Genomic DNA, 12,297 nt, shown 5'->3' on the forward strand with positions numbered 1-12,297 from the left:
TCGTCGGGGTCAGGTGTCGCCGATAACCCGAAGTAGCGCGGGCGCGACGAGGATGGCGAGGAAGATGACGCCGAGCAGGCTCATCGGGATGGACATGCGTTCCCCGACCTCGTTGGCCTTGGCCTTCTCGGCGCCCAGCATCGCGGCGCGCATCCCAGCTGACCTGGCTCGCAGGTTGGAGTAGATCTGTGCGCCTTCCTCCCCGGACAGGCGCATGATGTCGGCCAGGTCCTGTAGCTCGGGTAGTCCGAGCTCGTCGGCGAGGTTGCGCAGCGCGTCCCACGGGGTGAGGCCGGACCAGCGGGTGCGGGCGAGCTCCTCGCCGAGGCGTCGAAAGACCCAGGAGTCGCCGACGTCGGCGGCGGCCTCCATCGCCTGCCGGGGACCGGCTCCGCTGTTGCGTTCGAGGGCGACGAGGTCGATGTAGGCGCCGAGGGCGCGGGCGAACTCCGCCCGGGCCTTCTTCGCGTCGTCGCGGGTGTTGTAGTCGGGCAGGAAGAAGCAGACCCCCGCCGCGCCGAGCGAGCCGATGACCGGGATGACGACCGGCACGGGCAGGCGCATCAGGGTGAAGAAGGTCGCCAGCAGGGGCGGAGCCAGCAGCCCCAGCCCGGCGAACATGAGCTTCTCGCCGTAGAAGCGGCTCACCGGGATCCGCAGGATCGCCAGCTCCTTGACGGGGACGCTTCCCCACGCCCCGGCGGGGAGCGTCTTCATCGCCCACACCCCGAGCCGTTCCCGTGTGTCGCCTGCGCCCGCGCCGGCCCGGTCGAGGTCTCCCTGCGACCGGGTCCGGTTGGGCGAGAGCCGCTTCAAAGCGTCGCCCAGGTCCGGGTCTGCCGGGGTCAGGCGCCACACGATCAGGGCGACACCGAGGCCGACGAGACCACCTGCCAAGATCGCCAGCTGCAGCCCGGTCGGCATCAGCGAGCCACCTCCCTTGCTGCTGCGCCGATGAACCGAGGGAGGCTCTCCCCGATCGCCATCCGCTTCATCCAGATCAGGGTTGCCACGTAGAGGCTCAGCAGCGCGACGAGGATGACCTGACCGAACGGGGTCGCGTACGGGGCGATGTAGTCGCCAGTCAGGGCGAGCACGCCGAGGACACCTATCGTGATGATGGTGACCCAGCGGGCCGTTGAGCGGGGCTTGGCGCGGTCGGCCTCGATCTCACGTCGAGCCCGGACATCAGCGGCGACGGACTCGGCGAGGGCTTCCAGGACGCTGGCGACGCCGGCGCCGCGGCGGCGGGCGCCGAGGATGAGGTTGGCGGCGACGAGGTCGCCGGTCGCGTCGTCGAGCTCGTCGGCGAAGGCCCGCAACGCTCGTTCGGTGCTCCACCGGGCCCGCAGCCGGGACGCCAGCCGAGTGACCTCGGGCCGGATCTCCTCCGGTGTCGAGCGCAGAGTGGAGATCAGGGCCTGCTCGAGCCCGACACCGGCGGTGAGAATCCCGGACAGGGACCGGGTCCACTCCTCCATCGCTTCAAGACGCTCGATCTTGCTCGCCGACTCCGGGGTGGATAGCAGGTAGGGCAGCCCGGCGAGTGTGGCCGGCACGATGAGGATCTCGACGACCCACCCGGTCAACGCCGCCGCCAGGACACCGGTCGCGAGGCCGGCCAGGATCAGCCGCTGGCTGCGCCTGCTGACCCGGGCCATGGGCAGCCAACGTGGCCCGCGTGAATCGGGTAGACCCCGCCGCCGTGGCGCGGCCGACCCCACCGGCCGGCGGCGCAGGCCCAAGACGAGCCCGAGCAGGCCCGCGACGACCAGGGCACCGGCAACGGCGGGGATCAGCGGGGTCATGACGCGGCCTCGTCCCGGGGCTCGTCGTGGTGCCCGTAGAAGCTGGGGAGGTCGAAGCCCCACTGCTGCAGCTCCCGGTAGTCGTCGGGAAGCACGTTCGGGGTTGCCACCCGCGCGCCGGGCGCGGTCGTGAAGACCTTCTGCACGGCATACCCCTTCTCCCGCTCGCCCGGGGCGACGGTGATGACCTCGGAGACCCAGCGGGCGCGTTGAGCGGTGCCGTCGGCCAGCGGGCTGGTCTCCAGATGGACGTGCACGACGAGGTTGATGCTCGCCGTGATCGCCCGCACCGCGTAGTCGTGCGTCACGTGCGGCCCGGCTTCCATTGCGCAGGTGACAAGCTTGCTGATGGCGCCCTCGGCGTTGACGGCGTGCGTGGTGCTGATGGAGCCCGCGCCGGACTCCATGGCCTTGAGCATCGCGAGGATCTCGTGGCCGCGGACCTCACCGACGATCTGCCGGGAGAGGTTGAACCGGAACGAGTCGAACAACGCCTCACTGAGAGTGAACTCGCCCGCCTGCCGCCCGTCCACGCCCCGCTCCCCTGACCCGGGCCGGGCCTCCCAGGCGAAGACGATGGGGTGGGTCTCGGTCAGCTCGTGCAGATGCAGTTCGTACTCGGTCTCGAAGGTGCCGATGATCTCGTGCCTCGGGATCTCGGCGCACAACGCGCGCACCAATGTCGTCTTGCCGGCGCCCTGGGCCCCTGACACGACGATGGACTTGCGGGCCCGGACCGCCGCCCGCAGGAATGAGGCGGCTGTCTCGGACAGGTTGCCCCGCTGCACGAGATCGGCCAGCGTCACCTGTCGCAGCCGGTGCCGGCGGATCACCATCGACGGTCGCGGCATCACCCAGGCGACCGCGGCCAGCCGTGCCCCACCGTCGAGGCGTAGGTGCAGCTTTGGCTGCGCCTCGGAGAACGGCCGCGCGTTGGCCTCCGACCTGCTCGCCAGGAACACGAGGAAGTCGATGAGCTCTTGGTCGCTGTTCGCGACGGCTGGACCGGGCACCATGCGCCCGTCCGTGAGCTCGAGAGTCACCCGGTCGCATCCGTTGACGATGATGTTCTCGACCCGATCGTCGTCCACTAACGGCTGCAGCCTGCCGAGCCCGAACAGCGCGTCGTCGAGGGCCTGAGCCATCTCGTCCTGCTCGGCCGGGCTCCACTGAGACTGGCCCGCTTCGACGCGGGCCACCGACTCGTCATTGAGCAGGTCCAGGATGATCGCGCGACCTCGCTCCCGCTGAACCGCCGCCGCCAGGTGTGCTCGCTCGTCCCCCAACGCGGCGCTGAGCCGGTCCGAGGCCTGCTGCCGTAGCGCTGCGACCAGCTCCCAGTCCAGTCCGCTGCCGTGGGCCGCGCTGACCCGAGGCCGGTCTCCCGGCGCCCGCCCTTGCCGGTCCGGTGAGGAGCCTCGCTCGCTCGTCGGCCGCATCGAGAAGGTGCCCCGCACCCGGCCCGGTCGTGGCGGCGGTGTGGTCGATGCCGCTGGTGGCGTGAGCGTCTGCGTTGCCGACGGCGTCGCGAACAGCGGCAGCGATGTCGGGTCGGTCGGGTCCATCGAGTCGCGGTGGTCCGCCCGCGATGCTGGGCTCGTGAAGCCGACGTGCTCGTTCATGCTCGGGCCCCGATCGGGCTACGGGCCGGCTGGCCCGCGATCTCGGCCCGGTTGGTGGCGATTGTTGAGTCGATCGCGTCCCGCGTCGCGGACAGGCTGCGCACGAGCGGTGACGTATTAAACTTCCGCGGCGCGTTGGCGCCCCTGCTGAACACCTGCGCAACGGTCGGATCCCATGCGAGAGAGGCGATCAGGGGAGTCTGCAGTACCTTGCGGACCTCGCGGGCGCTATAGGGCCGGCCCTCGCCGACCATCAGCAGACCGAACGACGCGCAGCCACCGACGCGCTCGAACCCTGACCGCAGGGTCTGCGCCCAGGAGCGGGCCCCGGACAGGGACACCAGGTCCGAGCGCATCGTCAGCAGGCACAGGTCGGCGGCGTACAGCAGCGGCTCCGGGAACCCAGTAAGACCGAGCCGGCCGGCGTCCACGATGACGTCCTGGCCCGTCCGCTCCAACGACTTGAGGGCGGTCGCGAGAGGCTCCCACAGCGGCACCAGGCTGGGCGCTTGAGTGTGTGAGCGGGTGCCCGGCAGGAGCGCGGCTGAGGTTCCCTCGATCCGCACCGTCGCCTCGGGGATGGCCTGTTCCAGCTGGCCGTGCCGATGTGCCAGCGCGAGGTCGATCAGTGACGCTGCCGGGGCGGTCTGGCCGCGCAGGTAGCCAGCGAGGATCGAGGACCCGCCCGTCGGGTCGGCTTCGACGAGCAGCGACGGCCTCGGCCACGTCAGCGCGAGGCCCACCGCCGAGGCGGTCACTCCAGGTGACCCGGAGGCTGAGGTGAGCACGATCAGGGCCATCAGGTCACCGCTCCCGGCTGTCCAGCACGAGCACGACCCGGCCCGTCGCGGCGCGCGCGGCGAGCTCGCCGGCCTCGTCCTTCGGGACGAGGACGGACACGACCGTCTTGTCCTGCTCGGCGCCCGGGTGCAGGCCCACCACGGTCGCGGTGACCTCGACCGGCGGGCCGTCGGTGACCTCGCCCTGCGCTCCCGGGGTGGACACGATGCGCACGTTGTCGCCGGGCTGCAGCGACTCGCCAGGCATGAGCGAGGGCGGCAACGCGACACCAACGACAGACCGGCCTGCCGGCGGGATAACCGAGCTCGTTACCGATTCTGACGTCACGAGGCTCCCAGCGGCCATGTCCATCGCGGCGCGTTGACCCACCAGATCGGGCAAGGCTTCCCCAGCGACGGTCCGCAGGCCCGGGTCGACACCGACCTGGACGGTCATCAGGTCGGCCTGGTCGATCGTCTCGCCGCGGGCAATGGTCGCGCGGACAGCAACGACCTGGTGGGTGTTACTCGTCGAGGTCCACGCCCACACCCCGAGCAGCGCACCGAGGCACACGGCGGCCACCGAGGCGACCACCAAGATGGGGCGACGCCGCAGCTTCGGGGCCTGTGTCACCTGGCTGGGGCCGGGCGGCGCGGGTCTGGCGCGGCCGTTCTGCCGGCCGGTGTCGGCGCTATCCGTGTGCCCTGTCGTCACGCTCATCCGCGTTCCCCTACCGACCTGTTACCGGTTGATGACTTGGCTCTCGCCCATGGTGATGCTCGTCGTCCGGGACAGGTCCAGCGGAATGACGCCGCTCTCCCCGACCCCGGCCCACGTCACGCTCCAGTAGCTCGTCGCCGTGACGGTGTACGAGCCTTGGCGGGTGTAGGTGTGCCCGCAGTCCGGGCTGGACTGCCTCCCATAGGAGTCCGCGTACGGGGTGCCCTTGGTGAAGCACACGACCTGGGTTCCGTCGCCCATGTCCCACACGACCCTCTTGACCCTGGCGGTCGCACGGACCGCAAAGCCTCCCGCGGACGCGGTGCGGGTGATCGGACCCCATGTGTCGTCCGCGGCGCCCTCAACCCACATCCACGTCGGCAGCCCGATGATCCCGACGCTTCCAGGCCGCGGCTCCGGGACGATCCCGATGGTCACTGCCTTGAGTTGCATGGCGTTCATGGCCTGCACGGCCAGGACCCGCGGGTCGGGTGGTGGGGGTGCGGCTGGCGGCGGTCCGGCAGCCCAGAAGAGCAGCACCCTGTCACCGTTGACATCACTGCCGGGAACCAGGCATTGGTAGATCGCGCCATCGGCGTGTCCACCCCAGATCGGGGTCGTCTTCGCAGGGGGCGGGGAGAGCGGCCCCATGAAGAGACACGTGACCCCGTTAACGTTCAGGATGTTGGACGCGTCGCCCCCCGACCCAGCGCTTGCTCCGCCTGCAGCTGCTCCGCCAGCGCCTGAGCCCCCAAGGGATGTGCCGCCGGGGTTCTCTCCTCTGCCGGCCCAGATGATGCAGTTGCCCATGTCGCCGTACTTCTCGCACGTTGGACTGTCCGCTCTGGCGGTCGCTGTTGCGCCGAGCGCTCCGGTGAGGAGAGTCGCTACGAAGATCGCGGCGCGGCGGCCTAGCACGAGTCAGCCTTGGGCTGGACATACTCCACTCGCCACCCATCCGGGCTCGGATAGTCACGGTTAACCACACCGACCAAGCGCAGACCTGTCGGCTTCCGACTGGCTGGCACGATTGACTTGCCCCTGTTGTCTACGACGTCGACGCCCGTGACGTCGTAGCAGACCAAGAACGTCACGATCGGGACGGTCGGAGGCGTCGACTTGAGGTCCATCGTGAGATCTGTCTTCACGTGCTGCACCGACTCGAGTTTGGTCTCCCCCGTGACACGGATCTTCTGTGCCTTGGCCGCGTTCAGAGCATTGACGTTGTCGACCAGGGCTGTTCCGCTCGAGGAGCCCTCGAAGAACGAGGGGCTGGTCTTGGTCGGCTCGTAAAGACCGCGTGCGGCGTCCCTGTAATACCTCGCCACCATCCCCCGGGCCTCCTCTTGCGCGAGCAGTTCGGGACTCGTCGTCGTCGTCGAGGTCGGTGAACCCGAGGTTGAAACCGAGACGCTCGACGTCGAGGACGGTGAAGGCACCGTCGGACTGGGCGCACTCGTGCACGCTGCGAGCGTCGCCACGCAGATGGCGGCCGCGGCGACTGTCGCGGATCCCATGCGTACTCGAGTCATGCCTTCTCCCCGGTCCTGAGAGATAAAGCCACTGCACCTGGCCCCCAGCGATCAGCCACGGCGAAGTCAGTGGTTTCACGTTATGGCGGGACGCCATCCGCTCGAAGGCTCATTGGCGGGCTGTGGATAACCGCCCCGTCGTCACATGCCTGTGGATTCGCCCGGGTTGCGCTGCCTGCTCATCCATGGCACCACACCTGCCCTCATCCGAGGATGAGTTTCCGAGGATTGCGCACGCCAGCGTGCCCGGCAACAGCGAGTGACTGCGCCAGAGCCTAGGTGACCGATGGGGCGCGCGTTGCATCCTCTCTGGCGTCAGAGTCTGTCTGATCGCCCGAACGACCGGCCCAGGCTTTCGAGGTTGGGAGGTCACCATGAACCAGAAACACCGGCGCGAGTTCGAGTCCCTGGCCGAAGCTGCTGAGAGAACGGGCTTGAGCACCAAGACGCTCCGACGGCGCATCGCCAGCGGCATGCTCGCCGCGTACCGCAGTGGTCCTCGCGTGCTCCGCGTCGATCCAGACGACGTTGACCGGATGATGGTCCGTCTACCAACCGTGTCGCTAGGCACCGACACCCTGCGCGCGACTCACTCTTCCCGCTGAAGCGGCAGCGCCCGCCGCCATCCTTCAGAGCCGGACAACCATTGGGCTGACCCGTCCAGTGCGGGCCTCGAGTCCCGGAGCTGATCCAGCCCAAGGCGTCTCTGCTAGTCCGGCTGTTTCGGCGCAGTATGGACTGTCTTCATGGTCACGAGCGAATCTGCGGTGCGCCTCGACCTCGGCGCGGCACGCCCGCGGAGGTGAGGGCACGACGGACGGCACCTGTTGACTGCACTCGGCGGCGCGTGTGGTTCAGGACGTTTTGGCCTCTGGGAGTGGGATGGTGCGGTGGTGACTCTGGTGCGTGACATCGCCGGTCTGGTCGTCCCTCCGATGATGCGGGTCGTGCCGGAGCCGACGCTCTGCTGGGTCATCCGTGACGACGGTGGCCGGGTATGCGAGCCGGTTCGGGAGTTCATGGCGGAGTTGACGGCCAGTGGCACGTCTCCGGCCACCAGGCGCTCGTACTGTCACGATCTGCTGCGATGGCTGCGGTTCTGCGCGGCCATCGGCACGACGTGGGACCAGGCGGGCACTGAGGATGTGCGCGACTTCGTCCGGTGGTTGCGGGCGGCGCCGAATCCGCAGCGGGCCCGTGCGGGGTCCGGTTCGCGTCCTCCTGCGGGGAGCGTCAACGCGGTCACGGGCAAGTCGTACCTGCGCGCGGGGTACGCGCCGCGGACGATCAACCATGCACTGTCGGTTCTCTCGGCCTTCTACGCCTTCATGTATGAGTCCGGTCGGGGCCCGTGGAGCCCGGTCCCGGCCGCTCGCCCGCAGCGGGATCGGGTTCCTGCTCGCCGGGCCCGATATCGGCAGAAGGTGCCGGCATTCCAGCCCAGGGCCGTGTCCGAGGAGGGCCTGCTGGATCTGTTCGCTGGGCTGCGCAACGACCGCGACCGGGCGCTGGTGGCGGTCACGTTGTCCTCGGGAGTCCGCGCCGGCGAGCTGCTGTCAATGACGGCGAAGGGGATCGATGCCGGGCAGGGAGTGGTGGCGATCGAGCCGAAGGGCGGCCTGGGGTCCCGCATCTGGGTGCCGGCAGCGCCGGAGTCGTTCGTGTGGATCGCCCGGTACCTGGCCGAGGGGCCCAGCGTCGACGTCGAGGGTCCGTTGTGGCTGACCCTGCGTCCACCGCACCGGCCGATGGACTACTTCGCGTTGCGGCAGGTCCTCGAGCGGGTCAACGGGCGGTTGGGCACGAACTACACCTGGCACGACTTCCGGCACACGTTCTCGCATCGCATCCTGGCCGATGATCGGATGACGTTGACCGACGCTCAGGCGCTCATGCGCCACCGCAACCTCGACACGTTGAACGCATACGCCGCTGCTCGGCTCGACGAGCTGGTGGCCGCGCTGCACCGGCACCTCGCGACTCCAGCGCCCTACCCGCCGTCCTCGAGCATCCGCTACGACGCGGGCGACCTGGCGGTGCTGTTTCCCGGGTTGGGCTCGTGACCCCGGCCAGCCGGGCACGACCGCTTCCAGAGGTCGCGAAGGCAATCGCCACCGGGCGGCTGCCGACCGCGGCCCGGACCGAGCTCGCACCGGTCCTCGAAGCGCTCACCCGGGCCATGCTGCCGGTGACAGCCAAGCTCAATCCCGACGTCCGCGCACGGCGCGTGGTCGGGCGGCTGCTGGACTGGCTCGAAGGGCAGCCGGGCGCCACCTGGCAGGACCGCTGGGACAGCTGGATCGGCCAGGGCGAGCAGGACTGGCGGCCCCACCCCGGATCATCCGGGCAGGGCGTCAAGTGGGAAACCGCGTACGGCATCAACGCCTTGATCATCGTCGGCGCGGTCAGCCCCTCCTACGACTGGATGCTGTCCCAGCGCCGGGTCCGGCTCTGGAAGGACTGGGCCGCCTATCACGACGTGGAGGTGTTCCAGCGGGTCGCCGAGGCCGTCGATGCCCGCGGGGGCTACCGCGACACCACCCGGGTCATCACCCTGCTGGCGATGATGTCGATCAGGCTGCGCAAGCCGGTGGCGGCACTGGCAGCGCAGGACTTCCGGGACCTGCGGGCCGTCCACCACGCACGGGGTGTGAAGCACCACGGCCTGCCCGGCGCGTGGACTGCCTGCAAGCAGGCTGGCCTGCTCAGCGACGAGCCGTCGAGCTACGCCGAGCTCGTCCACGTCCAGAAGATGACTCCCGAGCAGCTCGTGGACCGGCACGGGGTGGACGACCCCGCGATCCGCGAGGTGTTCATCGCGTACCTGACCGAGGTGTCGGTCTCCTGCGACTACAAGACGCTCTACCAGCTCGAACAGCTGCTCGTGAAGAACTTCTGGGGCGACATCCAAGCCCACTATCCCGGCCACGCCACGCTGCAGCTCACCCCGGAGCAGGCCGCCGCGTGGCGGGCCCGGATCAAGACGCTGCCCACCGGGCAGCCCCGCAAGGACTGGGCCCAGGTGATGGACCGGGTGCGCACCTTCTACAACGACATCGCCGCCTGGGCGCTGGACGACCCGGGAACCTGGGCGCCTTGGGTCGCCCCGAACCCGATCCCCCGCTCGCTGATGAAGGGCGCGCGGATGAAGAACACCCGCCGCCAGCAGAGCGACTTCAAACGACGCACCCGCACCCTGGCGCCGTGGGTGCCGCAGATGGTCGCCTCCGTCACCGCCGACAAGGAGCATCTCGGTCAGCTGCTGGCTGCTGCCTCGTCGGTCGCTCCAGGCAGCGACTTCACCTTCCAGGGACAGCCCTGGCACCGGCGCGACCACCAACGCAACGAGCACGGTGACAAGAGGTACGCGCTGATGACCACCCTCGTCGTCGACCCCGCCGGCGGCGTGCTGGACCTGACCCACCTCGAGCACAAGGCCTACTGGACGTGGGCCGACCTGGAGGTGCTGCGCCACACCGGGCTGCGGATCGAGGAGATGCTCGAGCTGACCCACCTGTCCCTGCGCCCGCTGCGCAAGCAGAACGGCGAGCTCGTGCCACTGCTGCAGGTCGCCCCGTCCAAGACCGACGAGGAACGCATCCTGCCGATGAGCCCGGCCCTGACGAAAGTCATCAGCGACATCATCACCCGACACCAGGGCTGCCACGGCACCATCCCGCTGCTGCGCCGCCTGGACCGGGCCGAACGAGAGTTCAGCGCGCCGCTGCCGTTCCTGTTCCAGCACCACTTCCGCTCCGGCGCCGGCTACGTCTTCAGCGACAGCACGATCCGCAAGTACCTCGCTCAAGCAGCCTCGAAAGCGGGTCTGCGGGACGCGGACGGCGCCCTGCCGCGCCCCACGCCGCACGACTTCCGCCGGCTCTACCTGACCGAGCTGGTCGCGAACAAACTGCCCGTGCACATCGCCGCCCAGCTCGCCGGACACCGCAGCCTCAACACCACCCAGGGCTACGTCGCCATCTACCCCCAGGACGTGTTCGACCACTACGACCAGTTCCTCGACCGACGTCGCGCCACCCGCCCCAGCGAGGAGTACCGGCAACCCACCGTCGAGGAGCTGCAGGTCTTCGCCGACCACTTCGGACGCCGCCGGGTCGAGCTGGGCGACTGCGTCCGGCCCTACGGCTCCGGCTGCACCCACGAGCACGCCTGCATCCGCTGCCACTTCCTCACCCTCGACCCAGCCAGTGGCCCGCGGCTGCAGGTCATCGAACAGGACCTGCACCAACGCATCAAGACCGCTCAGGAGCACACGTGGCTCGCCGACGTCGAACAGCTCCGAATCACCCTGCGACAGCTCGAGCACAAGCGCTCAACCCTGCAACCACACGTTACGACCGACCAAGCCCTGGATTTGGCTGCCCACCCCACCTGGGAAGTGCCTCCCCGGAATCGCAATCATTGACATGCGACCAGGGCGGCTCTCTCACGGAGTTCGCAACCGAGGCTGTGCCGCGGGTTATTCGCCACATGAGCGACCCGTCCTTGCCCAAACATTTAGTGAATCTTGACGGACTCCATACAAGTCAGGTCGATCGTTTGGGCACGGCCGCTCCCGCCACGCAATAGGTTCCGCTTGTCTTGGCCACGACAGGAAGCACTCACATCGACAAGCAAGGGAGCTTAGATGAAGAAGAAACTGCTGGTCCTCGCCACGGTCCTCTTCGCCACCCTCGGTGCAGCGGCCCCGGCACAGGCCTTCCCGGCGAGCTGGAAGAACCTCGTCCAGTTCGACGCCATCGGTACCGGCGACAAGCAGGCTTGGATCTACGACATCGCCTGTGACGGAGTCCCGGTCCGCGCCGTGTACGGCCGCTCGGACGGGTCCGAAGGAGCCATCGCCAACGGCAACGGATGCAAGACCAGCTCCACTGGGGCTGTCGGCTCCTACCGGATCAACTGGGCCATCCTCTGCAACGACTACTCCATCAACGACGACTGCTCTGGTCGCCTCGGCTGACCCACCTTCGTCACGCGAGGCTGGCGGCCCGTACGGAACACGGGCCGCCAGTCCCACGAAAGGCAAGAATATGACCGAGGTCCTGCAGCTCTCGAACGTCAGCTACCAGGTTAAGACCGGGCGCAAGCAAAGCAAGCCGATCCTCAGCGGCATCACATTGAGCTTGCACGCTGGTCAATCCATCGCGGTGATGGGTCAAAGCGGAGCGGGCAAGAGCACGTTGCTCGCTTTGTGCATGGGCCTGATCGCGCCCACCAGCGGAACCGTTGCACTGGCTGGGCACCCACTCGCTGGCCTATCCCAGGCCCAGCTCGCCGCGTTGCGCGGCCGCCACCTCGGCGTCGTGTTCCAAGCCGGCGAGCTCATCAACGAATTGACGCCTGCGGAAAACGTCCTCCTGCCGGCGCTCCTGAACCCAGTGTCACCGACCTCATTCCGCCCGACGAGAAGGGCTGACGGCCACCAAAGCGGGCCAAGCGGCCAACTTTCGGCAGCAGCCCCGAATCGACCGACACGAGGTGACGCCGCCCGCCGGGCCAAAGAACTCCTTGCCGCGATGGATCTCCACCTTGGGGACACTCCCACCGACCGCCTCTCCGGTGGTGAACGCCAACGCGTCGCGGTGGCTCGCGCCCTGATCAACGAACCGGACCTCGTGCTCGCCGACGAGCCCACTGGCTCCCTCGATGGGGACACCCGCGACCGGGTGGCTGACCATCTCTTCGCCATTCCGCGCGAGCAGGGCTGTGGACTCCTCGTTGTAACCCACGACCCAGACATCGCTGCCCGCGCGGACATCACAGTCCGTATCGGGGCCGGCACACTGGTCGCCGCCTCATGAACTCCGGTCAGGC

At 68.8% G+C, this 12,297-nt stretch carries 12 protein-coding genes; 5 read left to right on the top strand and 7 right to left on the bottom strand.

The window, feature by feature from the left end:
* Nucleotides 1-9 precede the first annotated feature (9 nt).
* From ABT295_RS03020 to ABT295_RS03050, 7 genes are all read right to left on the bottom strand, one after another.
* On the bottom strand, nucleotides 10-924 hold the full coding sequence (locus ABT295_RS03020) for a type II secretion system F family protein (RefSeq protein ID WP_352392935.1): 915 nt from the start codon (nucleotides 922-924) through the stop codon (nucleotides 10-12).
* Nucleotides 924-1,808: a type II secretion system F family protein gene (locus ABT295_RS03025; RefSeq protein WP_352392936.1), complete on the bottom strand. Its 885-nt coding sequence runs from the start codon at nucleotides 1,806-1,808 to the stop codon at nucleotides 924-926. Before ABT295_RS03025 ends, ABT295_RS03020 begins: the two co-directional genes overlap by 1 nt.
* The gene (locus ABT295_RS03030; RefSeq protein WP_352392937.1) at nucleotides 1,805-3,430 is read right to left on the bottom strand and encodes a TadA family conjugal transfer-associated ATPase; all 1,626 of its coding nucleotides are present in this window, start codon (nucleotides 3,428-3,430) and stop codon (nucleotides 1,805-1,807) included. Before ABT295_RS03030 ends, ABT295_RS03025 begins: the two co-directional genes overlap by 4 nt.
* Nucleotides 3,427-4,230, bottom strand: a complete 804-nt coding sequence (locus ABT295_RS03035) for a hypothetical protein (protein ID WP_352392938.1) — start codon at nucleotides 4,228-4,230, stop codon at nucleotides 3,427-3,429. The genes ABT295_RS03030 and ABT295_RS03035 overlap by 4 nt, the downstream gene beginning before the upstream one ends.
* A gap of 4 nt (nucleotides 4,231-4,234) precedes the next feature.
* Nucleotides 4,235-4,930, bottom strand: coding sequence for an SAF domain-containing protein (locus ABT295_RS03040; RefSeq protein ID WP_352392939.1), 696 nt, complete (start codon nucleotides 4,928-4,930; stop codon nucleotides 4,235-4,237).
* 21 nt (nucleotides 4,931-4,951) lie between these two features.
* The gene (locus tag ABT295_RS03045; protein ID WP_352392940.1) at nucleotides 4,952-5,401 is read right to left on the bottom strand and encodes a hypothetical protein; all 450 of its coding nucleotides are present in this window, start codon (nucleotides 5,399-5,401) and stop codon (nucleotides 4,952-4,954) included.
* A gap of 440 nt (nucleotides 5,402-5,841) precedes the next feature.
* Entirely contained in the window at nucleotides 5,842-6,369 is a 528-nt protein-coding gene (locus ABT295_RS03050; RefSeq protein ID WP_352392941.1) for a hypothetical protein, read from the bottom strand.
* Nucleotides 6,370-6,836: 467 nt separating this feature from the next.
* Here ABT295_RS03050 and ABT295_RS03055 point away from each other — a divergent pair, with 467 nt between their 5' ends.
* The 5 genes from ABT295_RS03055 to ABT295_RS03075 all read left to right on the top strand — a co-directional run bounded on the left by ABT295_RS03055 (nucleotide 6,837) and on the right by ABT295_RS03075 (nucleotide 12,284).
* Nucleotides 6,837-7,067: an excisionase family DNA-binding protein gene (locus tag ABT295_RS03055; RefSeq protein WP_352392942.1), complete on the top strand. Its 231-nt coding sequence runs from the start codon at nucleotides 6,837-6,839 to the stop codon at nucleotides 7,065-7,067.
* Nucleotides 7,068-7,364: 297 nt separating this feature from the next.
* Nucleotides 7,365-8,525 carry a tyrosine-type recombinase/integrase gene (locus ABT295_RS03060; RefSeq protein ID WP_352392943.1) on the top strand — a complete coding sequence of 387 codons (1,161 nt, stop codon included), beginning with the start codon at nucleotides 7,365-7,367 and terminating at the stop codon, nucleotides 8,523-8,525.
* A complete protein-coding gene (locus ABT295_RS03065; RefSeq protein WP_352392944.1) occupies nucleotides 8,522-10,888 on the top strand; it encodes a tyrosine-type recombinase/integrase in 2,367 nt (788 codons plus the stop codon). The genes ABT295_RS03060 and ABT295_RS03065 overlap by 4 nt, the downstream gene beginning before the upstream one ends.
* Nucleotides 10,889-11,110: 222 nt before the next feature.
* A complete protein-coding gene (locus tag ABT295_RS03070; RefSeq protein WP_352392945.1) occupies nucleotides 11,111-11,443 on the top strand; it encodes a hypothetical protein in 333 nt (110 codons plus the stop codon).
* Between the two features lie 70 nt (nucleotides 11,444-11,513).
* Nucleotides 11,514-12,284, top strand: a complete 771-nt coding sequence (locus ABT295_RS03075; RefSeq protein WP_352392946.1) for an ABC transporter ATP-binding protein — start codon at nucleotides 11,514-11,516, stop codon at nucleotides 12,282-12,284.
* Nucleotides 12,285-12,297 lie beyond the last annotated feature (13 nt).

Source organism: Terrabacter sp. NPDC000476 (genome assembly GCF_040300125.1).
GTDB lineage: Bacteria > Actinomycetota > Actinomycetes > Actinomycetales > Dermatophilaceae > Terrabacter.